This window comes from Kitasatospora sp. MAA4 (assembly GCF_029893355.1).
GTDB lineage: Bacteria > Actinomycetota > Actinomycetes > Streptomycetales > Streptomycetaceae > Kitasatospora.
The window spans coordinates 41,491-66,215 of sequence record NZ_JARZAI010000021.1 but is presented as its reverse complement, the minus strand read 5'-3'; the positions used below and the strand labels follow the sequence as shown (position 1 = coordinate 66,215).

General features: G+C 71.0%; 20 protein-coding genes. 7 read left to right on the top strand and 13 right to left on the bottom strand.

What is annotated here, in order from left to right; all coding sequences use genetic code 11:
- The 9 genes from P3T37_RS25965 to P3T37_RS25925 form a co-directional block, all read right to left on the bottom strand.
- Positions 1-1,377 carry a hypothetical protein gene (locus tag P3T37_RS25965; protein WP_280726280.1) on the bottom strand — a complete coding sequence of 459 codons (1,377 nt, stop codon included), beginning with the start codon at positions 1,375-1,377 and terminating at the stop codon, positions 1-3.
- Between the two features lie 66 nt (positions 1,378-1,443).
- Positions 1,444-2,217, bottom strand: coding sequence for an alpha/beta fold hydrolase (locus tag P3T37_RS25960; RefSeq protein ID WP_280726279.1), 774 nt, complete (start codon positions 2,215-2,217; stop codon positions 1,444-1,446).
- 1 nt (position 2,218) lies between these two features.
- Positions 2,219-3,514 (bottom strand): MFS transporter, encoded by a 1,296-nt coding sequence (locus tag P3T37_RS25955; protein WP_280726278.1) that lies wholly within the window; start codon positions 3,512-3,514, stop codon positions 2,219-2,221.
- Between the two features lie 78 nt (positions 3,515-3,592).
- Positions 3,593-4,636 carry a 2-oxoglutarate and iron-dependent oxygenase domain-containing protein gene (locus tag P3T37_RS25950; RefSeq protein ID WP_280726277.1) on the bottom strand — a complete coding sequence of 348 codons (1,044 nt, stop codon included), beginning with the start codon at positions 4,634-4,636 and terminating at the stop codon, positions 3,593-3,595.
- Between the two features lie 30 nt (positions 4,637-4,666).
- Positions 4,667-5,656 (bottom strand): aspartyl/asparaginyl beta-hydroxylase domain-containing protein, encoded by a 990-nt coding sequence (locus P3T37_RS25945; RefSeq protein ID WP_280726276.1) that lies wholly within the window; start codon positions 5,654-5,656, stop codon positions 4,667-4,669.
- A 48-nt stretch (positions 5,657-5,704) separates the two neighbouring features.
- Positions 5,705-6,265, bottom strand: a complete 561-nt coding sequence (locus P3T37_RS25940; protein ID WP_280726275.1) for a TIGR00730 family Rossman fold protein — start codon at positions 6,263-6,265, stop codon at positions 5,705-5,707.
- Positions 6,265-7,014, bottom strand: coding sequence for an FAD-dependent thymidylate synthase (gene thyX / locus P3T37_RS25935; RefSeq protein ID WP_280726274.1), 750 nt, complete (start codon positions 7,012-7,014; stop codon positions 6,265-6,267). Before thyX ends, P3T37_RS25940 begins: the two co-directional genes overlap by 1 nt.
- A 56-nt stretch (positions 7,015-7,070) precedes the next feature.
- Positions 7,071-8,339, bottom strand: a complete 1,269-nt coding sequence (locus P3T37_RS25930; protein ID WP_280726273.1) for an ATP-grasp domain-containing protein — start codon at positions 8,337-8,339, stop codon at positions 7,071-7,073.
- Between the two features lies 1 nt (position 8,340).
- On the bottom strand, positions 8,341-9,573 hold the full coding sequence (locus P3T37_RS25925) for an ATP-grasp domain-containing protein (RefSeq protein ID WP_280726272.1): 1,233 nt from the start codon (positions 9,571-9,573) through the stop codon (positions 8,341-8,343).
- 820 nt (positions 9,574-10,393) lie between these two features.
- Between P3T37_RS25925 and P3T37_RS25920 the strand changes: the two genes are divergently transcribed.
- Positions 10,394-11,437: a LuxR C-terminal-related transcriptional regulator gene (locus P3T37_RS25920; RefSeq protein ID WP_280726271.1), complete on the top strand. Its 1,044-nt coding sequence runs from the start codon at positions 10,394-10,396 to the stop codon at positions 11,435-11,437.
- Positions 11,438-11,630: 193 nt separating this feature from the next.
- On the opposite strand, the gene P3T37_RS25915 is transcribed toward P3T37_RS25920, so the two are convergent.
- On the bottom strand, positions 11,631-12,848 hold the full coding sequence (locus tag P3T37_RS25915) for a helix-turn-helix transcriptional regulator (RefSeq protein WP_280726270.1): 1,218 nt from the start codon (positions 12,846-12,848) through the stop codon (positions 11,631-11,633).
- Between the two features lie 321 nt (positions 12,849-13,169).
- Between P3T37_RS25915 and P3T37_RS25910 the strand changes: the two genes are divergently transcribed.
- The 6 genes from P3T37_RS25910 to P3T37_RS25885 all read left to right on the top strand — a co-directional run bounded on the left by P3T37_RS25910 (position 13,170) and on the right by P3T37_RS25885 (position 21,439).
- The gene (locus P3T37_RS25910) at positions 13,170-14,291 is read left to right on the top strand and encodes an adenosylhomocysteinase (RefSeq protein ID WP_280726269.1); all 1,122 of its coding nucleotides are present in this window, start codon (positions 13,170-13,172) and stop codon (positions 14,289-14,291) included.
- Between the two features lie 4 nt (positions 14,292-14,295).
- Positions 14,296-14,841 (top strand): NUDIX domain-containing protein, encoded by a 546-nt coding sequence (locus P3T37_RS25905; protein WP_280726268.1) that lies wholly within the window; start codon positions 14,296-14,298, stop codon positions 14,839-14,841.
- A 65-nt stretch (positions 14,842-14,906) separates the two neighbouring features.
- On the top strand, positions 14,907-16,187 hold the full coding sequence (locus tag P3T37_RS25900; protein ID WP_280726267.1) for an MFS transporter: 1,281 nt from the start codon (positions 14,907-14,909) through the stop codon (positions 16,185-16,187).
- 121 nt (positions 16,188-16,308) lie between these two features.
- Complete coding sequence (locus tag P3T37_RS25895) at positions 16,309-20,340, top strand: Pls/PosA family non-ribosomal peptide synthetase (protein ID WP_280726266.1); 4,032 nt, start codon at positions 16,309-16,311, stop codon at positions 20,338-20,340.
- A 148-nt stretch (positions 20,341-20,488) separates the two neighbouring features.
- Complete coding sequence (locus P3T37_RS25890) at positions 20,489-21,217, top strand: hypothetical protein (RefSeq protein WP_280726265.1); 729 nt, start codon at positions 20,489-20,491, stop codon at positions 21,215-21,217.
- A 45-nt stretch (positions 21,218-21,262) separates the two neighbouring features.
- Positions 21,263-21,439 (top strand): hypothetical protein, encoded by a 177-nt coding sequence (locus P3T37_RS25885; protein ID WP_280726264.1) that lies wholly within the window; start codon positions 21,263-21,265, stop codon positions 21,437-21,439.
- Between the two features lie 84 nt (positions 21,440-21,523).
- Here P3T37_RS25885 and P3T37_RS25880 read toward each other — a convergent pair whose 3' ends face one another.
- Genes P3T37_RS25880 through P3T37_RS25870 form a run of 3 tightly spaced genes read right to left on the bottom strand, consistent with a single transcriptional unit; the run spans position 21,524 to position 24,725 of the window.
- On the bottom strand, positions 21,524-22,564 hold the full coding sequence (locus P3T37_RS25880) for a BadF/BadG/BcrA/BcrD ATPase family protein (protein WP_280726263.1): 1,041 nt from the start codon (positions 22,562-22,564) through the stop codon (positions 21,524-21,526).
- A gap of 11 nt (positions 22,565-22,575) precedes the next feature.
- Positions 22,576-23,862, bottom strand: a complete 1,287-nt coding sequence (locus P3T37_RS25875; protein WP_280726262.1) for a 6-phospho-beta-glucosidase — start codon at positions 23,860-23,862, stop codon at positions 22,576-22,578.
- Positions 23,862-24,725: a carbohydrate ABC transporter permease gene (locus P3T37_RS25870; protein WP_280726261.1), complete on the bottom strand. Its 864-nt coding sequence runs from the start codon at positions 24,723-24,725 to the stop codon at positions 23,862-23,864. Before P3T37_RS25870 ends, P3T37_RS25875 begins: the two co-directional genes overlap by 1 nt.

Below are 24,725 nucleotides of genomic sequence, written 5' to 3'. Positions count from 1 at the left end.
TCAGGAGTCGGTGGTGTGGAATGCGGCGGTGAAGCTCGCGCCGTTGGCCAGGCTGATCACGCCCGGGTCCGGGTTGGCGATGCCGCGGTTGAACGCGCCGCCGTACTGCCGGCCGAGCAGGAAAACGCCCCAGTTGATCACCACCGGCTCGGTCGCCCCGGAGCCGTCGCCGACCGGGAACCGCTCCACCAGCGGGCGGACCCGGCGCTGCACGACGTACGGGCCGTCGGCGGCCGCGAGCACCCGGCTGCGCCACTGCTCCGGCTCGGCCTCCCAGCCGACCAGCACGTCGAGGCCGCCGTGCCCGGCGGTGGCCTTGAGGACGAACTCCTCGCGGTGTGCCAGCACATAGGGCACCATGTCGACCCACTCGCCCTCCGCGTCGACCTTGCGGTCGGCGAGCATCCGGGTCCAGGGCAGCAGCGTGTCGATCAGCCCGAGCTCGGCCGCGTCGAAGCTCGAACGGTGGCGCTCGTCGCTCACCACGGCCAGGCAGCCCTTGGCGCCGTACAGTTCGGTCTCCAGGGTGGCGAACAGCTCGACCCGGCCCTGCTCGGCGGCGGCCAGGATCGGCCGGGCCAGGGCGGCGTCGGCGCTCTCGATCATGTCCTCGCTGACGAACCAGCGGTGCACCAGGTCGATCCGGCGGCCGTGCACGTAGAGGCCGTCGGCCCGGTCCTCCACCTGGCCGGCGTGGCACGGTATCGCCTCGATGCCCAGTTCGGCGAGCATCGAGGCCATCGTCTCCAGCCGGGGGCCGAGGGTCGGGAAGCTGTTGGGCCAGTCCACCAGGGCGACCAGCGGCGCGTTGTCGAAGTCCAGCGCGGGGAAGTTCTCCCGCCACAGCTCGACCAGCAGCGCGAGCGTGTCGGCGTACTGGAGCTTGTGCTCCGCGACGAACCGGGCCAGCTGCGGGTCGCGGAGCATCGCCCGGTTGATCAGCGGGGTGTCGAAACCGCCCAGCGGGCTGCCGACGTTGAGCTCCAGCAGCCGGAAGCCGCTCGCCTCCTGGTAGAAGTCGGAGCGGGCGGCGCGCGGCACCTTGCGCGGGGTGCCGTCCGGGCGCAGCGCGGTGTCGATCAGCAGGGGTGACCAGCCGACGGCGGTGGCCAGCTTGCGGACGTCGTTGCCGTAGAGCCGCTCGGGGAGCGACAGCAGGATGTCGTACAGCCGGCTGAGCCGCTCGCCCAGGTCCCTGGTCACGCTGCCGTCCAGGAAGACGGGCCGGTTCAGGTAGTGGGGGCCGAGTGCGGCGCGCAACGCGTCGTCGCCGGAGCAGAGCGCCGCGAGCGACTCGGCGGAGGGGCGGCTCGCCAGGTAGGCGGCGGTCACGGCGTTCTCGGTGACGGTGGGACCGCCGGTCTGAGTGCGCGTCATGGCTCGGGTTCTCCTTGTGATGAGAGGTGTGCGGTGGTGCGAGGGGCAGCCGGCGCGGGGCCGGCCTCAGGCGCGTCCGAGGACTTCGGCGACGGCTCGGGCGAAGGCGTCCGGCTGGTCGAGCATCACGTTGTGGCCGGCCGCCGGGATCGTGATCAACTCGACGCCGGCGGCTTCGAGTTCGTCGGCGCGGTCGGGCAGTCCGGACTCCTCGCCGGCCAGCAGGGTCCGGCGCTGCGGCAGCGCCGTGAGCAGCTCGCGCATGATCGGCACGCTGCCCCGGAACAGCTCGACGGCGCTGCGGTGCACGGCCAGCGGATCGGCCAGCCGCATGGTGGCGGCCCAGTACGGGCCGACCCGGTCGAGCACCTCGGCCCAGCCGCCGGCCAGGAACTCGGACTCGGTGTAGGTGGCCAGGCCACTGCTGCCGGGCCGCCGGGAGGGGGTGATCGGATCGAGGTTGGGTTCGACCACCACCAGGCGGGCGACCAGCTCGGGGTGGCGGTGCGCCAGCACGATGGCGACCGCGCCGCCCATGCTGTGGCCGATCAGATCGGCCCCGGAGACCCCGGCGGCGCGCAGCGCGTCCGCGACGGCGTCGGCGTGCGACTCCAGCCGGTAGTCGAAGTCGGCCGGGCGGTCGCTGAGGCCGAAGCCGAGCAGGTCCACCAGCAGTGAGCGGTGCCCGGCGAGCAGCGGGTGCGCCGCGATCTCGGTGAAGTAGGGGGCCGCCATCGCCCCGAGCCCGTGCAGGTAGACCCGGACGGGCCCGCTGCCCGGCAGCTCGATCCAGCGGATCACGGCACCCGCCGCGCCGGTCGCGGCTGATTCGATCGCCATCTCAGACCTCCTGTCGGACGGGCTGCTCGGAGTCCTGCTGCTGGGCCGGACGGGGGCCGAGCCCCTGCACCAGCAGGACGCTGAGCAGGCTGAACGCGCCGAGGAAGATCCACGGCCAGAGCGGACCGCGCGCCAGCAGGGCGGTCAGCAGTACGGGGGACAGCGCGCCGCCCAGCGTCCAGGAGAGCTGGAAGGCTGCCTGGTAGCGGCCCTGGATGTGGTCCTGGGCCATCGCGACACTCAACTCGTTGGACGGCGGTCCGGACAGCATCTCGCCGAGCGTGTAGACCAGCACCGCCAGCACCAGGCCGACCTCCATGGCCCAGGACGGCAGGGAGCCCAGCGCGCCGAAGACGGTGAAGGACACCGCGTTCACGACGCCCGCCAGCGCGAGCAGCCGGTTCGGCCGGAAGCGCTCGCCCCAGCGGTTCACCAGGGTCTGGGTGCCCGCCACCAGAGCGGTGTTGAGCACCACCAGCACGCCGACGATCCAGGCGGGCGCGTGCAGGGCCTCGGTCGCGTACACCGCGAGCAGCACCGGGAGCACCATCCCGGCGAACACCAGGCCGAGGTTGGCCCCGACCAGTCGCAGGTAGGCGGTGTCCTTCAGTACGTCGAGGTAGCCGCCGGCGGGTGCGGCCTCGGCTCCGGCCCCGGTCGAAGCCTTCGGGGCCTCGCCGGCCGGCCGCCAGGACTGGATCAGCCAGGCCGCGAGGAGGAAGGTTCCGGTGTTGGCCAGCAGCACGGCGCGCAGACCGTCGGCCCCGGCGAACTGGACCATCAGCGCCGCCACGGCCGCGCCGAAGCCGGCCCCGATGTTGCGCAGCGCGCCGATCATCGCGAACCAGCGCTGCCGCTCCCCGCTGTTGGCGGCGGCCAGCACCACCAGCGAACGGCTGGAGGTCCAGTAGAGGTTGGAGCCGATCTGCACCACCACCTGGAAGACCACGATCAGCCAGAGGGTGTCGGAGAACAGGAAGCCGAGGAAGCCCACGGCCGACACCAGGTTGCCGACCGCGACGATCGCGCGCGGGCCGATCCGGTCGAGCAGCGGCCCGACCAGCGCGGGCGCGGGCAGCGAGAGCAGCTGGCCGAGCGTCAGCGCGGCGCCGATCTCCACCAGCGGGAGTGTGGTGGTCCTGGTGAAGTAGACCAGGGTGAACGCCAGCACGAGGCCGTTGCCGAGGCTGTCGATGATGTTGGCGGAGAGGAATCGGCCGTTGCCGGTGAGATCCGGAAGGCCGAGGGCGTTCCGCAGGCCCCGCTGCGGTCGGGGCGCGGCTGAGCTGCTGTCCATGGTGCTCCTGCTTCTACTGCCGGGGTGTCTGGGGCAGGTGGCCGCCGGGGTGCCGGCGGCCACCTGCATGACTGTGTCTCAGGTGCCGTATGCCCTGGAGAACTTGCCCATGATGTACGCACCCGACCTGACCGGCCAGTGCCGGGGTGGGTTGCTCTCGTCGGTACACGTGCTGATGCACTCGATGAGGGCGGTGTAGTTGGGCTGATGGAAGAACGGCACCGAGTAGCGCTCGGTGTGGGCCAGCGCCCTGGGCGGGTTGACCACCCGGTGGACCGTGCTCACCCAGGCGTTGTTGGTCCAGATCGCCATCAGGTCACCGATGTTGACCACGAACGAGCCCTCCACCACCGGCACGTCCAGCCACCGGTCGGCCGCCCGGTCCAGCACCTGGAGACCGCCCGGGGCGCTGTCCTGGTACAGGATGGTCAGGCTGCCCCAGTCGCTGTGCGCGCCCTTGCGGAGCTGGCCGGGCTCGGGGGCGACCTGCTGCGCGGGGTAGTAGTTCGCCGTCAGGTTGGTCATGTGCTGGTCGATCTTGTCGTCGAACCAGCCCTCCGGGAGCCCGAGTCCGAGCGCGAACAGCCGCATCAGCTCCCCGGCCAGCTCCTCCATCGCCCGGTAGTACGCCAGGTACGCCTCGGCGAAGCCGGGCAGGTCCGGCCACAGGTTGGGCGAACCGAGCCGGGGGTCCGCCTCGGCCGGGAGCGAGCGGGCTCCCTCGGGCTGGCCGAGCCGGTTGATCGTGTAGGTCTCGGAGAGATCGGGCAGTGCCCGCTCCGCCTCGACCGCCGCGTCTGGGTTGGAGGCGGCCAGGCTGCCCTGGCGCCCGAAGCCCCGCATCAGCGGGTCGCCCGGCTCCGAGCGCAGCGCGTTCTTCTCCTCCGCTGCCAGCGCGAAGAACTCGCGGGTGGCGCGGTACATTTCGGTGATCGTCGCTTCCGGGACACCGTGCCCGGCGATCACCAGGAAGCCGCTGGTACGGCAGACCTTGTCGATGGTCTCCGCGACCAGCGCCCGCCGATCGGGGTCGCCGATCCGGGCGCCGCTCAGGTCGATGACCGGCACATAGCCGTCCACCAGCGTCACCGGCGCGGCGGTCGTCGCCTCCGTGGTCTCCACAGTCACACCTCGTTTCGGTTCGTGTGAGGCTCAGCCCCGGCGGGCCTTCACGGTCAGCTCGCGCACCTGGCTGCCCCGGCGGGTCCGCAGCACCACCTGCTCCGCACCTGCCGGCGGGAGTTGGACGGTGCGCTCGTCGGTCCAGCCGGCGAAGCGGAACTCGCCGTCGCCGTGGTGGACCAGGACGAAGGTCGGCTCGCCGTCCAGCGAGAGCAGCAGCTGCCCGTCCACCGGCGCGACCGAGGCGGTCAGCCTGCGCTGGTGCTTGAGGAACGCGCCGTCCTCCTCCTCCCAGTCCGCGAACGACTCCGGCAGGTCGAACTCGACCTGGTAGCCCGCCAGTTCGGCCTCGGTCAGCGGCTGGACGGCCCGGCCGAAGAGGATCTCGTCGAGCACCTTCGGCTCGCGGAACTCGGCCGGGAACCACTCGAGCAGCTCCCGGCTGGGGAAGGCGTCGATCACCAGGTGCACCCGGGTCTCGGAGCCGGTGTTCTCCACCTGGTGCATCCGGGTGAAGTCGCCGAACCAGAAGCTGCCGGGCTGCCACTGGTGCAGCTCGCCCTCGATGAACAGCTTGGCATCGGGGTAGGTGGTGATCGGGATGTGCATCCGCACGATGCCCCAGGCCATGCCGTACTTGTTGTCGTAGTGCACCCAGCTGGAGGCGCCGGGGCCCAGCGCCATCAGCCGGACCGTCCGGAGCTGGGCCGGAATGCTCTCCAGGATCTCCCGGAGGTAGGGCGCCTCGGCCACCCAGTGGGTGAACTCGAAGTCCACCAGGCCGGGGCCGCCCGGGTCGGTGCGCTCGGCGTTGCCGCCCGCGTTGCGCAGCGGCAGAATCCGCCAGTCCACCTCGGCGACGGTGGTGACCCCGTCCGAGCTGTAGCTGCGCTGGCGGCTCCAGCTCTCGTGCCGCAGGGTCTGGAGGTCGGCCTCCAGCCGGGCGACGTCGAAGTCGCCCTTGAGGCGGGCCGCGCCCGGGAGGTTGGAGAAGGCCGGAACGACCATGCTCTCGTGCATCGTTGATCCCTTCGGGGAAGGCGTGGGGGTTCAGCCCCAGCGACGGGTTCAGCCCCAGCGAGGGGCGGGGGGCTGCCAGGAGGCGACGACGTCGAACAGTTCGGCGGCGTTGGCCACCGGTACCAGCGAGGCGCACTCCTCGGGCTTCATGAAGCCGGCCCGGGCGATCCCGTCGACCAGGTCGAGCAGGCGGTCCCAGTAGCCGTCGATGTTCAGCAGCATGACCGGCTTGGCGTGGTGGCCGAGGATGAGCCAGGCCCAGACCTCGAACAGCTCCTCCACCGTGCCCAGCCCGCCGGGCAGCGCGACGAAGCAGTCGGCCAGCTGCGCCATGGTGTCCTTGCGCTCGTGCATCGAGTCGACGACGCGCAGTTCGGTCAGCGCCAGGTGGGCGACCTCGGCGTCGACCAGCGACTGCGGGATCACCCCGGTGACCTTGCCGCCGGCCGCGAGCGCGCTGTCGGCGAGGACGCCCATCAGTCCGACGCTGCCGCCGCCGTAGACGATCTCCACTCCCGCGCCGGCGAGTTCACGTGCGAAGACGGCGGTCTCCTGGGCGAACGCCGGCTGGTGGCCGGCCGAGGATCCGGCGTAGACGGTGACCCGCATTACGGGCTGACCCGGCCGTAGGCCTCGAACGCCGCCTGGGTCACCGGCATCAGCTCCTTCCAGGCGGCCTCCATCTGCTCCGCGACCAGCTCGATCTCGCGCTGCGGGTGCGAGATGTAGCTGGCGTCCTGGCGGTTCGTCCGCAGGCTCAGGAAGTGCATCAGCGCCCGGGAGTTGCAGGTCGCGTAGACCGAGGAGTAGGTCGCCACCGGCAGCACCATCCGGGCGATCTCGCGGGCGATGCCGGCCTCCAGCATCGAGCTGTACTCCTCGTACGCCTTGGAGTAGACCGAGTGCGCGGAGGTCAGCACGTGCTCGTGGTCGTCGGCTGCCCCGGCGACGTACGTGTAGTCGCCCGGCTTGCCCTCCTGGCGCAGCAGGCGGTCGCTGTCCGGCACGTAGAATACCGGGCGGATCTCGCGGTAGCGGGCGCTCTCCTCGTTGAACGACCAGGTGCGATGGCGCATCAGGTGCCGCACGGTGAAGATCGGCGCGGTGATCAGGAAGGTCAGGTAGTTGTGCTCGAACGGGCTGCCGTGCCGGCTCTTCATCAGGTAGTTGATGAGTCCGGCGCTGTAGCCCTCGCCCTTGTCCTCCAGCTGCGCGCTCTCGCCGATGGTCGAGACCCGGGCGGCCCGGACCACCCCGGCGTCGCTCGCCGAGTGGTCGACCAGCTCGACCGTGATGTCGCTTCGGAGTTCGACCCCCGGCTCGTCGAGCAGCGGGGTGTTGACTTCGGTCACCAACATGGTGGAGTTCCAATCCAGTAGAGGGGGTGCTGAATTGATGCGTGATCGGGTGGCGGTCAGACGGTGGCCGGGACCTGCTGATCCAGCAGGTTCTCCAGCTCGGCGAGCACCGGTGGGGCCAGCAGGCCGTGCTCCAGGGTGAGTTCGAGCAGGGTGGCGGCGAGCGTGGCCGTGCCGTCGAACTCGCAGGTGACGACCATGTTCGCGTAGGTCCGGCCGTCGATGTGGAAGCTGCTGGCCCGGATCAGGTCGAGCCGCTGCCCGAGGACGGCGCTCAGGGCCGGGGTCGGCGGGCAGATCGGCAACTGGAAGGCCAGCCGCCGTCGTTCGCCGAAACCCCGGGACTCCTGCGCCCAGTTGCCGAGCAGGAGGTGGATCAGTCCGGCGTACGTGTTGCTGCCGGAGGCGGCGATCGAGAGCGTGGTCGAGCCGGATACCCGGGGGTTGATCTCGATGACGTGGTAGTCCCCGTCGGCGTAGATCATCTCGACCTCGATGGCCCCCTCGATGCCCAGCCCTTCGCACAGCCCGCGCAGTCGCTCGGCGACCGGCTCGAAGTGCGCGTCCGGCTCCTGGCGGGGCGCGGTGTAGCGCACCGTCCCGAACGCGAACGAGGGCGCGCCGCCGGTCGGGCCCTTCCAGATCAGCGGCTGCACCGCGTAGCTGCCGGTCCTGCCGATGATCTCCACCGAGCAGAGTTCGCCGGACAGGCACTTCTCCAGCACGGTGTTGCCGTCGTAGGGGTCGTCCAGGTAGGCGACCAGCGCGTCCTGGTCGGGGAGGAAGCGGATGCCGGTGCCCAGGCAGTCCCAGAGCGGCTTACTGAGCACCGGGTAGCCGATCTCGGACGCCTTGGCGGTGAGGAAGTCGCGGTAGGCGGGCACCGGGACGTTGCGCCCGTTCAGCACGTCGCCGTCGATCAGCAGCCCGGCCGGGGAGGCGAGCCCGTGGGCGGCCAGCACCAGCTTGGTCTCCCACTTGTTGGCCAGTGCGCAGGTCGCGTCCAGGCCGTGCATCACCATGGGTACGCCGTGCGCGGCCAGCCGCTCCTTGACCACCGCGTCGCGCAGCGAGTTCTCGTCCGGGATGGACAGCGAGATCACGCCGTCGGCGCCCCAGGCCAGGATCAGCTCGGCGATCGCCTCGCTGGACAGGTCGCTCGCCAGCTTCTCGGACTCGCCGGGGAAGTCGCCGGGGGCGCACTCCCCGTCCGTGTAGAAGAGCTTGAGCTGGAGATCCAACTCCTTGCACAGCGACGAGAGTTGGCCGACGTACGGGTCGGTCTGCTGGATCTCGATGGACCGCAGGAGAGCGATGCGCGCCATGTCAGTCCATCTCGATCGTGACGGCGGCCATCACGTCCGCCGCGAGCCGGTTGACCTCGGCGGGCGCGCCGGCCTTGAGGATGACGTGGCCGATCCGGGAGATGTTGTCCTGGAGCCGGCCCATCTCCCGGCCGGGCTCGACATAGCGCACCTCGGCGACCAGCTCCGGCAGTTGGGGGATGCCGGAGAGGCCGTGGAACACGCCCGCCGCCGGCGGCGTGAAGAACCGGATCGCCGCAGCGGACTTCTCGGTGGGCTGGACCTCGGGCTGCTCGCCCAGCGCGGCCTGGATGTAGGCGCGGGCCTCGCTGACGCCGGTCGCGAGCTGGACCAGCTTGACGATGTGGTCACCGGGCGGACGGGCGCCGACCTCGATGATCCGCGCGGAGTTGTCCGGGAGCAGCTTCAGCTCGGTGTGCGCGACCCCGTAGCGGAAGCCGAGCGCGCCCAGGCCCTGCTCGACGGTGGCGATGACGGCCGCGTACGCCTCGGCGTCCAGCTCGGCCGGGACGGTGTGCCCGATCTCGGCGCGGCTCGCATCGTCGGTGGTGAACTTCTCGGTCACCGCGAGGTGGTGGAACTCCTCGGCGAAGACCACCGTCTCGATGCTGAACTCCTTGCCGCCGATGTACTCCTGGATGAGCACGGTGGTCTCCAGCGGCGTCCCGTGCGGGAACTCGTTCGGCCAGCCCTGGGCGAAGGTGACGGCCTCGAGCAGCTCCGGCGCCGTCCTCACCACCGAGACCCCGACCGAGCCGGCGTTCTCGCAGGGCTTGACCACCAGCGGGTAGTCGAGACCGGCGGCGGCGATCGCGTCGAGTGCGCCGTCGGCGTTCTCGACCACCACGGTGCGCGGTGCCGGGACACCGGCCGCGTCGAAGGTCTGCGACATCACCCGCTTGTTGCGCGAGGCGGCGGCCTTCGCCACGTCGTGGCCCGGCAGGCCGAGTTCGGAGGTCAGCTGGGTGACCAGCGGCGAGAAGAACTCCCAGCCGGTGATGACCCCGTCGATCCCGGTCGTGCGACTGAAGGCGAGCAGGTCGCGCAGCGCGGTCTCGGGCGAGCCGAGATCGGTGAAGACGGTGCCGGTGATCTTCGGCTTGAGCTCCGCGCGGTAGTCCTTGAACAGGGCCTCGTGCGTGGCGACATGGACCTCGACGCCGAGTTCGGCCGCGGCGTCGAGCAGATCCCCGCCGACCATTCCATTGGCTTCGATAAGCAGCAGTTTCTTCATACCCGGACTTTTCTCCTGTACTGGGCAGGCGTCATTGCCCCGGCGCCGGGCGTGGTGCGATGCCTGGGCTGCGGCGCGGGGGGACGGCTGTGCGGATTGACGCTGAGGCGGCTGCCGGAAAGGGTCGTCGCGCCTATGGGCCGGGTCGTGCGCCGGACCTCCGGGATGGGTGGTCACCGGTGGGCGCGAGAGGCGGGCCGGGGTGTTGACGCGACGTCATGACGGTGTGGGTTTGCGTGAATCGAGGACCAGCGGTGTGCGAACGGTGCTGATTAACGGCAGGCGCAAATCAGGCGGCTCCTGTAGAATTCCTGCTCAGCCACCGGCGGTTGGCTCTTCGACTGGTCCCGATGGCTCGGGCTCCACGCTTGGGGGATGTATGGGGAACACCACGGTGCCCTGTGTCGTCGGCGGCGGGCGCCGACCTGGGTAGCAGGCCGGGCCTGCGAGGTGCGACGTTCCGGGTGACGGGCTGCCGAGGCCTGCTCCAGTCGCCCCTCGGTCCGGCTCAGTGGCCGGCCGGTACGGCGTCCCACTCGAGGTCCGCGAGGACGTGGGAAGTTGCGGCGGGTGTACGGACGGCGGCCGTGCTCGCCGTCGTGCCAACCGCCACGGTGACCGCGGCCACGGATAGCAGGAGCCCTGCAATCCAGCGACGTCCCCCGTCGGTCCGATTGTCAAGCATTTCCTCAACTCCACTTTTGTACCAGGGATGTTGCGGCGATCCCGCGCTTACCTGACACATCATTGGCCGACCCGGCCGAGCCGAGCAAGCGATGAGCTGGCTCATGTTGATGAACAGCATGATCATGAGGGTGGCATGACACTAGGTAGTCAGTGGTCCCACGAGAGCAACGAAACGCTCACGCCCCAACTCACCCCGGCCGCCAAGCGCGTCTACGAGAGCGCTATTTCCGGCGACGGCCTACCGCTGTCCGTGGTGCCCGAGCGGTCGCCGGAGGACGAGGAGGCGCTGGCCCTGCTGCTGGGGCTCGGTCTGCTCGCCGTGGACCCGGCGGACCCGTCCCTGCTGGTCCCGGTCGATCCTCAGCTCGTGGCGGCGGGAGTGCGGCGGGGGGTGCGGCTCCAGTCGGCCCGGCTGGAGGAGTACGGCTCGCGCATGGTGGGGGAGTTAGCGCTGCTCTCGGCCCGCTACGACGAGGTGTGGACGGCAGCCAGGTCGGACGCCTCCCCGGTCCAGGAGCTGCTCGGCCTCGGCCTGATCAACTCGGCCATCGAGGAGGCCCTGAGCACCTGCGAGCAGGAGGCCCTCACCGCCCAGCCCGGCAACAGCCGCAAGGTCGACGCGCTCGGCCGGGCGCTGGCGAAGGCGGAGGTGCTGCTCGCCCGCGGGGTCCAACTCCGCACCCTCTACCAGCATCCGGCCCGGTTCAGCGAGCCGACCAGGGAGTACGTCGCCAGGGTGACCGCGCTCGGTGGCGAGGTCCGCACCCTGGACGAACTCCCCCTGCGGTTGATGATCTTCGACCGCAAGACCGCCTTCCTCTCCACCTCCCAGGACAGCAAACGTGCCCTGGTGGTCCGCCATCCGGCCCTGGTCGCCTTCCTGGCCGACGGCTTCCAGCGGGACTGGCGGCGCGCCAGCGCCTACAGCTACCGCTACCGTGACAGCTCCGCCGACGGCGCCCTCAACGAGGTCCAGCAGGCCATCCTGCGGATGCTGGTCGACGGCGAACCCGACGACGCGATCGCCCGCCGGATGAGCCTCAACGTCCGCACCTGCCGCGCCCATATCGCCAAGATCCTCAAGGCCTTCGACGCCCAGTCCCGGGTCCAGGTCGCCTACCGCCTCGGCCGCTCCGAAGCCCTCGTCTCCACCTACCTCACCCCGGACCGGGTCTGACCCGCTGGACCCTTCGGCCCCAACCTCCAAATAACTCTTTGACAGCCGGCGCGGCTCGGACCATCCTGGCCCGGGAGTTGGGTGCTCGGCTGCCCGGCGCCGCCAAGCCTCCGCATCAGCCGGGCGCGGTGGCGGGTGGCGGCGACGGTTCTGCTGTTCGGGCCGGACGCGGGAGAGCGGGAGGGCCTCCGGCCTAACGCTCCAGCGCTGGCCTCATGGCTTCGTAGGCCTCGCGCAAGTCCTTCGCTTCGGACAGCTTGCGCGTTTCGACGGCCCTCACTACCTCAAGTGCGCGCCAGTGGTTCGAGGGAACGATACGGCCGGAGAGAATTGCTCGCTGAGCGGCACTGGCGGCCTCGTCAAGGTGGTCGGAGGCCACCAGTGACAGCGCCAGATCAATGTTTGCCGATGCGACACGGCGCGGCCACCGTGACACGTCGTCGGGTGCTCCAAGTTCCGCAATGACTTCCCGAGCGTACGTCTCGGCTGCCGGGTCTCCCACCCATGCAAGGGTCGTCGCCGTGTAGGCGGTGGATTTCGCCGGGTCGTACTGAAAATGATGCTCAGGGCTGTCTGGCTGCTTCATCTGGGACACCAGTCCGTGAACTCTGGCGATGGCGCCATAGGTTTCTTTGGGCTGATTGAGCCTGGCGTATGCCCGCCCCTCTTGAGCTGTGGCTTGTATTTCAATGGAACTGCCCCTGGGGGCGAGAGCCTGTGCTGCCTTGCTCAACTCCACGGCTTTGGAATATTCACCGTCGGTGAGCACCCGCCAGGCGTCGGTTTCATGGCACCAGGCTTGGATCTCCGCATGTTCGGCATCCCGAGCGAGCGTCGCGGCCGTTCGCAGGCGTGCCGTAGCTGCGTCCTGTTGGTTGAGGTCGATATGCAGAGTGGCGCCCAGAAGAGAGAACCATCCGCCGAGCACCAGTAGTTGGCGATGCTCGGACAGAGTCTTCTTCGCGTCGAGCAGCCCTGCAACATACCGAGCGTACTTCCTGACACGCTCCAGGAGATCTTGGGGCGGGGATGACGGATATTTGCGAGCCAGGTCATGAAACGCCAGTTCAAGACGGAGGAGAGTCTCACTCCCAACGTCGCTTGCGGTGACCCTTCGGGCAAGCTCCATTGCGTCCAGCTCATCATCGGATTCCGGACCTGCCAAGATGATCCGAGTCGTGGGTGCAACTGGCACGAGTGCGGCCTTGCTCGAAATCATGAGGAGAGCGTCCAGGGCTTCAGCCGTGACCCGAAGTTCGCGACAGAGCGCGGGGCGGTGCCACGGCTGGGGTTCAGTCTCCCCGTTTTCCCAGCGGCCCACCGTGGAACGGTCTACTTCGACGGCCTGAGCTAGTGATTCCTGACTGAAACCCAGAGCCTTCCGGCGCTTTGCGAAGTTCTCTCGCCTCATTGCCGTCCCACCTCCCAATCCCTGACTGCCGTTCTACCAGGTCAGGGTGGCTGGCGCAGCGGGTCTGCGGCATGGATGCGGCGCAGATGCGGCATGCGTGCGCTGTCCGCGGCTGACGACCCGGTCTGTACTGGTGAATCACACAACGGTTAACGCTGATCCGGAGGGATGCACCATGGTTTCGCCCATCGACAGTCCGGGGTTCCCCAGGTGCGAGTGCGGTGCGGCGAACTGTCCGGACCGGCAGCCCTGATCAGCGCGGTTGCGCTCGCTGTGAGCCGGAGGGCGGCTCATTACATCGGAGACAAGGAGGGAAACCCTGTGGAGACCTCGGATCGTGCGCGCCTCGACACGTACTTCGCCAAGATCACTGGTCAGTTCGTCCCGGAGGTTCGGCCGTCGGCATTCCTGGTGACTCACCTTCTCCCGGAGCGGCCGTCGTTCGTGCGATCGGTCGGCGTGCTGGCTGAGCTGCGGGCCGTGCTGCCCAAACCGAAGAGCATCGACCCCGGGGCCCGCCGTGAGATCGAACAGCGCACTCCTGTGGACGAGCTGTCGCGTGAGCTGTTCGCCGATCCGGCCACGGCCGTCACCTACCTGGAGAGTCGGGCAGCCGGCGAAGACGTCGTGCTGCTGGACGTGGGCGGGTACTTCGCGCCGTCGCTGGATGCGCTGTGCGAGCGGTTCTCCGGCCGGATTCTCGGCGTGGTCGAAGACACCGAGAACGGGCATCAGAGGTACGCCGAACTTCCCAAACCTGCCTGCCCGGTGCTGTCGGTCGCGCGATCGCCGCTCAAGGATCCCGAGGACTTCCTGGTAGGACAGTCCGTCGTGTTCAGCGCCGAGGCCCTGATGCGCGGGAGGGGTGACATCCTGCCGGGTCGGCCGGCACTGGTGATCGGCCTCGGCAAGCTGGGGTCGAGCATCGCAAGGTTGCTGCACGCCAAGGGAGTTCAGGTAACGGTGTACGACATCGACCCCGTGCGACGGGCTCAGGCCCTCTCTCAGGGCTTCGCCGTCGCGCAGGACCGCGAGAGGGCCATCCAGCGCGCGGGCCTCGTGCTCTGCGCCACGGGCGCACTGGCCTTACGTGGGGAGGACTTCCCGCAGCTCCGGAACGGGGCCTACGTCGCCACGGTCACCAGCAGTGAGGACGAGCTGGAACTCGACGGCCTGCCGGACGGATACACCCGGACCGGCTCCGGCGACAGCGTGACGCGATACAGCGCCACGGGGCACTACTTCTATCTGATGAACAATGGGAACGCCGTCAACTTCCTTCACGGCGCGAGCGTTGGACCGTTCATCTTCCTCGTTCAGGCGGAGATCCTGGCAGGCATTCGCATGCTGGCCCGGAGTGACCTCGACCCCGGAATGCACGAGGTACCGCCGCAGGACCGGGCTGCCATCGCGGCTACCTGGCTCAACTACTACAACAGGTGATCCCATGACCATCACGGCCGACCACATCCGCGCCACGCTGGCGACCTACCTTGAGGAGCACCCGGAGGACATGGCGGGTCTGGCGCTGCCGCTCTCGTTGCTGGACTCCGGGGCCGAGCTGGCCAGCCGCAAGGAGTTCCGGGGGCATGTCACGGCCGGGGCCGTCCTGGTCAACGAGCACCGACACGTGCTCTTCATCCGTCACATTGCACTCGACAAGTGGCTGACTCCTGGCGGGCACCTGGAGGCCGAGGACACCACGCTGAGCGGCGCCGCGCTGCGAGAGCTGGCCGAGGAGGCAGGCATCCCCGCCACCGCCGTCACGCTGGCTGGGGGCGGCCCTGTGCACATCGACGTGCACCCCATCCCGGAGAACCCCGCCAAGGGTGAACCGGACCACTTCCACGTGGACTTCCGCTTCGTGTTCCGCACGACGGGGAGCGAGCTTGTGACGCTCCAGGAGGAGGTGGTCAGCGGCTACACGTGGCGGCCGATCGCGAGTATCGCTGACGACCGGCTGAGGGCTCGTGTCGAGGCCCTGATCTCCTGACTCGCAAGCGGATGACCTCCAAATAACTCTTTGACAGTCGGCGCGGCTCGGACCATCCTGCTGCCATGACCGACCAAGCCCCCGTGCGGGCCGTCCTGCGGCATCGCGCGTTCCGCCAGCTCGCCGCGGGGCGCGCGTTCACCGTCTTCGGCAACTCGCTCGCGCCCGTCGCCCTGTCGTTCGCCGTGCTGGACCTCACCGGCTCGCTCGGCGATCTCGGGCTGGTGGTCGGGGTGCGCTCGCTGGCGAACGTGGCGGCGCTGCTCTTCGGCGGGGTGCTCGCCGACCGGGTGCGGCGGGCGGTGATCCTGCAGGGGTCGGCGCTCGGGTCGGCCGTGGTGCAGGGCGTGCTCGCGCTGAGCGTCCTGCTCGGGTTCGCCTCGATGCCGCTGCTGCTGGTGCTGAGCATGTGCAACGGTCTGCTCGCCGCCCTGTCGCTGCCCGCGGCGGCCTCGCTGACCCCGCAGACGGTGCCCGCCGGCGAGTTGCGGCAGGCCAACGCGCTGGCCCGGATGGGAATGAACGTCGGGACGATCGCCGGGAGTTCGCTCGGCGGCCTGCTGGCGTCGACGGCCGGACCGGGGTGGGCGCTGGCCGTCGACGCGGTGTCCTTCCTGGTCGGCGCCGGCTGCTACCTCGCCGTCCGGGTCCCCGCCGCCGACCGGTCCGGTGTCCCGCAGAAGCTCCGCCTGACCGCCGAACTGCACGACGGCTGGCGGGAGTTCATCGCCCGCAGCTGGGTCTGGGTGGTGGTGCTGCAGTTCATGGTGGTCAACGCGGCGGTGTCCGGCGGGATCCAGGTGATCGGCCCGGGCATCGCCGACGCCACCATCGGGCGCACCGCCTGGGGCTTCGCGCTGGCCGCGCAGATGGCGGGCGCGGTGGTGGCCGGCGGCCTGGTGGCGCGGCTTCGGGTGCGGCGGGCGCTGCTGCTCGGCGTGGTCGCGGTGGCGTCCGAGGCGCTGCCGCTGCTGGCGCTGGCGCAGCGGCCGGGGGTGGCGCTGCTGGTGTCGGTGATGTTCGTCTGCGGCTTCGCGCTGGAGTGGTTCGCGGTGGCCTGGGACCTCTCGCTCCAGGAGAACGTCCCGGCGGACCGGCTGGCCCGGGTGTACTCCTACGACGCGCTCGGCTCGTTCCTCGCGCTGCCGCTCGGTGAGATGGCGGCCGGGCCGCTGGCGGACCGGTTCGGCACCCGCGCCACGCTGCTGGTCGGCGCGCTCCTGGTGCTGGCGGCGACGGCGGCAGCGGCGGGCACCCGGGGCGTGCGGAGCCTGGTCGTCCTTGCCGGGCGGCCTGCGGCACCCGCGCCTCGAACAGAAGATGAGGAAGTGATGAGTCTTTCCTAAACAATTGTCCGTTTAGTCGAGGTTGTCAGCTCCTGCTCTCTACGCTCCCTTGGTAGGCCGGGGGGCGGAGCAGCCCTTCCGCTCCACGCCGGCCAGACAGCATCCGGCAAGAGCAAGGTTGATGACAGCAGTGGAACAGCAGGCGGTCTACCAGGACGCACCCAGCCAGGAGACCGTCGGATCAGGGGCCGGCGCCGTGTGGCCGGTCGCGCCCGCCCGCCCGGTCCGGACCCTGGTCGACATCCTGGAGGCCGCCGCCCGCTTCCGTCCCGAGGCCGCCGCGCTCGACGCGGGCGGCGTCCTGCTCGACTACCGCTCCCTGCTCCGCGCGGCCGACGAACTGGCCGCCCGGCTGGCCGCCGCCGGGATCGGGCGCGGCGACCGGGTCGGCGTACGCGTCCCGTCCGGCACCGCCGACCTCTACCTCGCCATCCTGGCCGTCCTGCGGGTCGGCGCCGCGTACGTCCCGGTGGACGCGGACGACCCGGACGAGCGGGCCGAGCTGATCTGGTCCGACGCCGCGGTCTGCGCGGTGATCGGCGCCGGCCTCGCCCTCACACCCAGCGCGTCCGTCCGCCCCGGCGGCCGCCCGGGCCGTCCGACGCCCGACGACGACGCCTGGATCATCTTCACCTCCGGCACCACCGGCCGCCCCAAGGGCGTCGCGGTCACCCACCGCTCGGCGGCCGCCTTCGTGGACGCCGAGGCCGGGCTCTTCCTGCGGCACAGGCCGCTGGGCCCGGGCGACCGGGTGCTGGCCGGCCTCTCGGTGGCCTTCGACGCCTCCTGCGAGGAGATCTGGCTCGCCTGGCGGCACACCGCCTGCCTGGTCCCGGCGCCGCGCTCGCTGGTCCGGGCCGGGACCGACCTCGGGCCCTGGCTGGTGGAGCGCGGGATCACCGCGGTCTCCACCGTGCCGACCCTGGTCGCGCTGTGGCCCGTCGAGTGCCTGGACCGGGTCCGGCTGCTGATCCTCGGCGGCGAGGCCTGCCCCGCCGAGCTGGTCGACCGGCTGGCTGCCCCGCACCGCGAACTGTGGAACACCTACGGCCCCACCGAGACCACCGTGGTGGCCTGCGCCGCGCTGCTGACCCCGGGGCAGCCGGTGCGGATCGGCGCGCCGCTGGACGGCTGGGAGATCGCCGTCGTCAACAGCGAGGGCAAGCCGGTCTCCTGGTACGAGACCGGCGAGCTGCTGATCGGCGGCGTCGGCGCGGCCCGCTACCTGGACCCCGCCAAGGACGCCGAGAAGTTCCAGCCGCACCCCTGGCTGCGCGGTCCCCGGGTCTACCGCAGCGGCGACCTCGTGCAGGCCGACCCGGCGGGCCTGGTCTTCGTCGGCCGCGCCGACGAGCAGGTCAAGCTGGCCGGCCGCCGGATCGAACTGGGCGAGATCGACGCCGCCCTCCAGGCGCTGCCCGGCGTCCGGGCCGCCGCCGCGGCCGTCCGCAGGACCGCCGCCGGCGGGGAGCTGCTGGTCGGCTACCTGGTGGCCGATCGTGCGGACACCCCCTTCGACACCGCCGCCGCCCGCGCCCTGCTGCTGGAGCGGCTGCCGCAGTCACTGGTCCCGGTGCTGGCCCTGGTCGACGACCTGCCGACCAAGACCTCCGGCAAGGTGGACCGCAACGCGCTGCCCTGGCCGCTCGCCGCGTCCGAACCGGCCGACGACAACTCGCTGACCGGCACCGCCGCCCAGCTGGCCGCCACCTGGCGCGAGCTGCTCGGCCTGCCGGTGACCGCCAGCAGCGACTTCTTCGCCCTCGGCGGCACCAGCCTGGCCGCCGCGAAGCTGGTCTCCGTCCTGCGCGAGCACTACCCCGGCGTCTCGGTCACCGACGTCTACGGCCGCCCCGGCCTGCTGGACCTCGCCGCCCGGCTGGACGAGCTGCGGCCTGCCCCCGCGGAGGCGCTGCCTCCGCGCACCGTGCGCCCGACGCCGCGGCGCGCCGGACTGGTCCAACTCCTGGTGCTCACCGCGAGCTTCACCGTCAGCGGCCTGCGCTGGGTGCTCGCACTGGCCGCCGTGGACAACCTGACCGGCCGACTGCCGTGGGCGCCGCACGCGCCCTGGTGGATCATCGTCGCGGGCTGGCTGCTGCTCTCCAGCGCAGCCGGCCGCCTGGTGCTCGGCACCGCCGCGGCCCGGCTGCTGACGCTGGGCCTGCGGCCCGGCAGCCACCCGCGCGGCGGCGCGGTGCACCTGCGCCTGTGGACGGCCGAACGGGCCGTCGCCCTGTTCAACCTGGCCGCGCTGCTCGGCACGCCCTGGGCCCGGCACTACGCCCGGGCGCTCGGCTGCCGGGTCGGGCGCGACGCCGACCTGCACGCGATGCCCCCGGTCACCGGGCTCGGCCGGTTCGGCGCCGGCTGCTCGGTGGAGCCGGAGGCGGACCTGGCGGGCTGGTGGCTGGACGGCGACGTGCTGCACCTGGGCGGCGTCGAGGTCGGCGCCGGCGCGCGGATCGGCACCCGCGCGATGCTGATGCCCGGCGCCCGGGTGGGCGCGGGCGCGGACGTCGCGGCCGGCGCCTGCGTGCTCGGCGAGGTGCCGGCCGGCGAGAGCTGGCACGGCTCGCCCGCCCGCCGCGCCGACGCGGTGGACCCGGCCGCGCACTGGCCCGCGCCCGAGCACCGCCGCTCCCGCCGCTGGAACCTCGCCTACGCGGTCTCGCTGCCGCTGCTGAGCCTGCTGCCGCTGATCGCCGCGCTGCCGTCGATCGCGATCGTCTTCTCGCTGATCGGTACGGACCGCTCGCTGGGCGCCGTGCTGACCCAGCTGCTGGTGGTCTCCCCGCTGCTCGCGCTGCTTTCGATGACCTGTTACGCGGCTCTGGTGGTGCTGCTGGTCCGGCTGCTGAGCGGTCCGATCCGGCCCGGCTTCCACCCCGCGCACGGCCGGGCGGCCTGGTGCACCTGGGCGGTCAGCCGGCTGATGAACACGGCGCGCGGCTCGCTCTTCCCGCTCTACGCGAGCCTTTTCACGCCGGTCTGGCTGCGCCTGCTCGGCGCGCGGGTCGGCCGCCGGGTGGAGTCCTCCACCGTGCTCACCCTGCCCGGGCTGATGACCGTGGACGACGGCGCCTTCCTCGCCGACGACACGCTGATCGCGCCCTTCGAGGTGCGCGGCGGCTGGCTGCGGCTGGGCGCGGCACGGGTCGGCCGACGGGCCTTCGTGGGCAACTCCGGCATCGTCGGACCGGGCCGCGAGCTGCCGGACGACTCGCTGGTCGGGGTGCTCTCCGACGCCCCCGAGCGAGCCGAGCCGGGTTCGTCCTGGCTGGGCCGGCCGGGCCTGCCGCTGCCCCGGGTCGCCGAGGCCGGCGACCTCAGCCGCACCTATGCGCCTGCCCGCCGGCTGGTGCTGGCCCGGGCGGCCGTGGAACTGTGCCGGCTGCTGCCGGTGATCCTCGCGGTGGTCCTCGGCGACCTGGCCGTGGTCGGCATGCAGCAGCTGGTCGACTCCGGCGGGCTGGCCGCCGGGGCCGCGTTCGGCGGACTGGTCCTGATCGGCGCGGGCATCGCCGCGTGCCTCCTCTCGACGGTGGCGAAGTGGCTGCTGGTCGGACGCTTCCGGACCGGCGAGCACCCGCTCTGGTCCGGCTTCGTCTGGCGCAACGAGCTGCACGACACCTTCGTGGAGGAGCTCGCGATGCCGTGGCTGGGCCGGACGCTGCTCGGGACGCCGTTCCTGAACATCTGGCTGCGCTCGCTGGGCGCGCGGATCGGGCGCGGCGTGTGGTGCGAGACGCACTGGCTGCCGGAGACCGACCTGGTCCGGATCGAGGACGGCGCGAGCATCAACCGGGGCTGCGTGGTGCAGACCCACCTCTTCCACGACCGCCTGATGCGCCTGGACGAGGTCCGGGTCGGCGCGGGCGCCACGCTGGGCCCGCACTCGATCGTGCTGCCCGGCTCGCGGGTCGGCGACGGCACCTCGATGGGGGCGTCCTCGCTGGTCATGCGCGGCGAGGAGGTCCCCGCCGACAGCCGGTGGACGGGCAACCCGGTGGCCGCCTGGCCCTCCGAGCAGCTGCACCCGGTGATCGGCGCACCGCGCCGCCCGACGGCCGGACGGCACCGGGTGGCGGCCACCTCCCGCCGCCCTGCCCCCGCCCGCCCGCGCGACCGGGCAGCCGCCACCCGGTCCTGAGGGGTCGCCGCTCGAAGGTCGCCCGACGTTGGTGCACGGTACGCCAGTTCGAGGAATTGACGATTCCCTGACTCGCCAGCGCAATGTGGTTGGTGTGAATATTGAGGCGCGCCAACCAGTAGTTGGCGTAACGTCAATGGGGGTTAAATTGAAGAGTGTTGTGAGGCGTGCCTCGCTGGGCGCGGTGGCGCTGGCCGCGGCCACCAGCATGCTGCTGACGATCTCGCCCGCGGCTTCGGCGGCGACCAACTCGCAGCAGGTCCAGGTCGGCGCGGCTGCACTGCACGGTTCGGGGGCCGGTGACCCTCTCCCGGCCAGCGAGCTTGCTCCGCAGTCCAGCCCGCTCCACGTGCTCAACGGCTACGTCACCTTCTCCAAGTCCGGGTACGCCATCGACGCCCCGGCGTCGGTGCTGAACAAGGTGCCCGCCGCGCAGCTGGAGCAGCTTCAGTCGTTCCTGGCGCAGGTCAACGGCAACATCAAGAGCGGCAAGCTCGAAATGTCGGCGGACGGCGTCGCGGTTCCCACCGATGCGCTCCTGGAGAGCGTCGGGCAGTCGACCGGCGGCGGCCTGCACCCGATCCCGATGGGGACCTGGCGCAGCCACGACGGCTACATCAAGACGCACTGGTACGGCATCGAGGTCGGCCTGGACTCGTGGCTGACCAACAAGGTCGAGGGCGGTTTCTGGGTCGGCGCAGGTGTCGCCGGCCTGGCGGCCGCGCTCGGCGGCGGCCCGTACGCCGGGGCCGCTGCCGCCGCGCTCGGCATCATCGCCGGCGGGATCCAGGTCTGCCAGCACCGGGACGGGTGGACCATCATCTACTGGCTGGGGACCATCGGGGCGGGCGGCTTCGTCTGCAACCCCTTTGGGTAAGCATTTCCCTGGGCGAACTCAACGGATCGGACAAGGGTAGGCTCGATGAAACAGGTAGCCGCCGCAGTCGTCGTCGGACTCCTGGCATTGGCGGCACTGGTCGCCTTCGTCGCGGAGTGGGACTCCACCCGAAATGATGCCAGCATCCTCGGCGGAGCGGCTTTCACAGCTTTTCTGGTTTTCTTCGCGCTTGGTTGGACGAAACGGAACAAGGCTCGCTGAACCAGCACGGGAACGCCCGCGCTCGGACCTGACGAACGGTCCGAGCGCGGGCGTTCCCGTGCTGGTGCGACTTCGAGCGTCGGTCTAAGCCGCCACCGCCGTCGGAGCCGCGTACGCCTCGCGCAGCCGGCGCTGGGCGTCCGGGCCGCCGCCCTGGCCGGCCTGGGCCAGCCGGTCCAGGCCCAGCAGGGCCGCGCCCAGGACCGGCGGCGCGGTGACGATCCGCGGCTCGGCGTACGGGGCTACCGCCCGCAGCCGCGCGGTCAGGTTGTCCATCAGCAGCGGGTGCCGGGCGGCCAGCACCCCGCCGCCGAGCACCAGCGGCGCGGGCTCGTCCAGCAGGCCGAGCCGGGCGAGTGCGACCCGCGCCATCCGGGCGATCTCGTCCGCCTGGCGGTCGATCAGCTCCAGCGCGGTGGGGTCGCCCTCCTCCCCGCAGCGGAAGATCACCGGGACGATCTCGTGCAGCCGGGCCGCCCCGAGCTGCCCGAGGTGGACCCCCTCGGCGACCGCCCCGGCGCTGGGCAGGCCGAAGTGCGCGGCGACGGCCGGGGCGAGCGCCGTGCCGGGCCCGCGGCCGTCCTCCGCCCGGGTCGCGTGCCACATCGCCTCGGCGGCCAGGCCGCCGCCGCCGCCCCAGTCGCCGGTCAGCTGTCCGAGTGCCGGGAACCGGGCGGTCCGCCCGTCCGGCAGCAGGCCGACGCAGTTGATCCCGGCCCCGCAGACCACTGCCACCCCGCGCGGGGTGTCGGTGCCGGCCCGCAGCAGGCCGAAGGTGTCGTTCACCACGGCGCTGCTGCGACCCCACCCGTGTGCCGCGATGGCGTCCTCCAACAGCCGTTCCTCCAGGGGGAGATCGGCGTTGGCCAGGCATGCGCTGACATGGCCGGCGAGTACCGCGCCGGCCGGCAGGCGGGCCTGCGCCGCGACCGCCGCGACGAGCGGGGCCAGCGTGGCGACGGCGGCCTCCGGGCCGAGCAGCTGCGGTGCGAAGCCGCCGCCGCGGGCGGTGCCCAGCAGACTGCCGTCGGCGCCGACCAGGGCGACGTCGGTCTTGCTGTTCCCGGCGTCGATGGCCAGTACGCCGGGCAGGGTTGGCTCTGGAAGGTGGTGGTGGTGGTCCATCGGTTCTCTTCTCACGCCCAGCTCAGGTGCTCGCGGTTGTGGGCGAGCAGGCGGTCGGTCAGCCGGTCGGCCAGGTCGAGTTGGCCGACCAGCGGGTGCGCGAGCAGGGCGTCGAAGACCCGGTCGCGGCCGCCCTTGAGGGCTGCTTCCAGGGCGAGTTGCTCGTACGCCGTGACGCCGGCGATCAGGCCCGCGTAGAGCGGCTCGACCGGGCGCTGCGGCAGCGGCCGCACGCCGTCCGCGTCCACCTCGGCCGGCACCTCGATCACCGCGTCGTCCGGCAGGAAGGGCAGCACGCCGTCGTTGCGGGTGTTGACCACCTGCACGCTGGTGCCGCCGTCGGTGCCCAGCAGCGAGGCGATCAGGTTGACCGCGGCCTCGGAGTAGAAGGCGCCGCCGCGCTTGGCGAGCAGCTCCGGCTTGGTGTCCAGGGTCGGGTCCGCGTACAGCTCCAGCAGCTGCTTCTCGATCGCGCTGACCTCGGCCGCGCGCGAGCCCTTGACCTTCAACTCCTCGACCACCTGGTCGTGCTGGTAGAAGTAGCGCAGGTAGTAGGAGGGCACCACGCCCAGCCGCCGGATCACCGGCAGCGGCAGCAGCAGATCTTCGGAGATCTCCTGGCCGAAGCCGGCCAGCAGCTCCGGCAGCACCTCGCGCCCGGTGCTCGCGCCCGGTGCGTCCAGCAGGGTGACCCCGCGCTCCCAGGTCAGGTGGTTCAGGCCGACATGGTCGAGCCGGATCAACTCCGGTGCGACGCCCAGGTGTCGGGCGAACTTCCGCTGGAACCCGATGGCCACGTTGCAGAGCCCGACGGCCTTGTGGCCGGCGCTCTGCAGGGCCCGGGTGACGATGCCGACCGGGTTGGTGAAGTCGACGATCCACGCCTCGGGGTTGGCCCGGCGGACCCGCTCGGCGATGTCCAGCACGACCGGCACGGTCCGCAGCGCCTTGGCCAACCCGCCCGCGCCGGTGGTCTCCTGGCCCACGCAGCCGCACTCCAGCGGCCAGGTCTCGTCCTGATTGCGCGCTGCCTGCCCGCCGACCCGCAGTTGCAGCAGCACGGCGTGCGCGCCCTGCACCCCGGCGTCCACGTCGGTGGTGGTGGTCACCTTGGCCGGGTGGCCCTGCTTGGCGAAGATCCGCCGCGCCAACGCGCCGATCAGTTCCAGGCGTTCGGCGGCCGGGTCGATCAGGACCAGTTCGGCGATCGGCAGGGTGTCGCGCAACCGCGCGAATCCGTCGATGAGTTCGGGCGTATACGTCGAACCGCCGCCGACGATGGAGAGTTTGAGAGACATCAGCCCTTGACCCCTGTCAGTGTCACGCCTTCGATGAAGGCCTTTTGTGCGAAGAAGAACAGAACGATGACGGGTGCCATGACGAGGAGGGTTGCTGCCATGGTGAGGTTCCAGTTGGTGTGATGGGCGCTTTTGAAGGACTCCAGGCCGTAGGAGAGCGTCCAGGCCCCGGGGTTCTCGCTGGAGTAGATCTGCGGCCCGAAGTAGTCGTTCCAGCAGTAGAAGAACTGGAAGAGCGCGACCGCCGCGACGGCCGGCTTGGCCATCGGCAGAATCACTCGGAGCAGGGTCCGCACGTCCCCGCAGCCGTCGATCCGGGCCGCCTCCACGTACTCCTTGGGAATCGTCAGCAGGAACTGCCGCAGCAGGAAGATGGTGAAGGCGTCTCCGAAGGCCATCGGAATGATCAACGGCCAGAGCGTACCGGTGAGATGCAGCTGCTTCGCCCAGAAGAGGTACATCGGAATGACCGTCACCTGCGGCGGCAGCATCATCATCGAGATGACCGCCATCAGCGCCAGATTGCGGCCGCGAAAGCGGAATCGGGCCAGTGCGTAGGCGACCGGAACGCTGGAGACGACGGTCAGCGCGGTGCCCGCGCCGGCGTAGACCAGGGTGTTGCGCCACCAGGTGAGAAAGCCCGGAGTCTCCCAGGCCTTGGCGTAGTTGCCCCATTCCCAGTGCTGCGGCCAGAAGTCGGAGGTGAGCGCCTGGCGGTCGGTCATCACCGAGGTGAGGAAGACGAAGACGAAGGGCAGCAGGAAGAACAGCGCGGCGACCACCGCCACCGAGTGGACGGCGACCCACTGGAGTGCCGCACGGCGGCGGGCCACCCGGGCCGCCGAGCTGAGGATGTCGGTCAT

What these genes read in the sequence shown, in the direction of transcription:
- P3T37_RS25965 (WP_280726280.1), bottom strand. Translation starts at nt 1,377, where the DNA reads ATGACGCGCACTCAGACCGGCGGTCCCACCGTCACCGAGAACGCCGTG.
- P3T37_RS25960 (WP_280726279.1), bottom strand. Translation starts at nt 2,217, where the DNA reads ATGGCGATCGAATCAGCCGCGACCGGCGCGGCGGGTGCCGTGATCCGC.
- P3T37_RS25955 (WP_280726278.1), bottom strand. Translation starts at nt 3,514, where the DNA reads ATGGACAGCAGCTCAGCCGCGCCCCGACCGCAGCGGGGCCTGCGGAAC.
- P3T37_RS25945 (WP_280726276.1), bottom strand. Translation starts at nt 5,656, where the DNA reads ATGCACGAGAGCATGGTCGTTCCGGCCTTCTCCAACCTCCCGGGCGCG.
- P3T37_RS25940 (WP_280726275.1), bottom strand. Translation starts at nt 6,265, where the DNA reads ATGCGGGTCACCGTCTACGCCGGATCCTCGGCCGGCCACCAGCCGGCG.
- thyX (WP_280726274.1), bottom strand. Translation starts at nt 7,014, where the DNA reads ATGTTGGTGACCGAAGTCAACACCCCGCTGCTCGACGAGCCGGGGGTC.
- P3T37_RS25930 (WP_280726273.1), bottom strand. Translation starts at nt 8,339, where the DNA reads ATGGCGCGCATCGCTCTCCTGCGGTCCATCGAGATCCAGCAGACCGAC.
- P3T37_RS25925 (WP_280726272.1), bottom strand. Translation starts at nt 9,573, where the DNA reads ATGAAGAAACTGCTGCTTATCGAAGCCAATGGAATGGTCGGCGGGGAT.
- P3T37_RS25920 (WP_280726271.1), top strand. Translation starts at nt 10,394, where the DNA reads ATGACACTAGGTAGTCAGTGGTCCCACGAGAGCAACGAAACGCTCACG.
- P3T37_RS25915 (WP_280726270.1), bottom strand. Translation starts at nt 12,848, where the DNA reads ATGAGGCGAGAGAACTTCGCAAAGCGCCGGAAGGCTCTGGGTTTCAGT.
- P3T37_RS25905 (WP_280726268.1), top strand. Translation starts at nt 14,296, where the DNA reads ATGACCATCACGGCCGACCACATCCGCGCCACGCTGGCGACCTACCTT.
- P3T37_RS25900 (WP_280726267.1), top strand. Translation starts at nt 14,907, where the DNA reads ATGACCGACCAAGCCCCCGTGCGGGCCGTCCTGCGGCATCGCGCGTTC.
- P3T37_RS25895 (WP_280726266.1), top strand. Translation starts at nt 16,309, where the DNA reads ATGACAGCAGTGGAACAGCAGGCGGTCTACCAGGACGCACCCAGCCAG.
- P3T37_RS25885 (WP_280726264.1), top strand. Translation starts at nt 21,263, where the DNA reads ATGAAACAGGTAGCCGCCGCAGTCGTCGTCGGACTCCTGGCATTGGCG.
- P3T37_RS25880 (WP_280726263.1), bottom strand. Translation starts at nt 22,564, where the DNA reads ATGGACCACCACCACCACCTTCCAGAGCCAACCCTGCCCGGCGTACTG.
- P3T37_RS25875 (WP_280726262.1), bottom strand. Translation starts at nt 23,862, where the DNA reads ATGTCTCTCAAACTCTCCATCGTCGGCGGCGGTTCGACGTATACGCCC.
- P3T37_RS25870 (WP_280726261.1), bottom strand. Translation starts at nt 24,725, where the DNA reads ATGACCGACATCCTCAGCTCGGCGGCCCGGGTGGCCCGCCGCCGTGCG.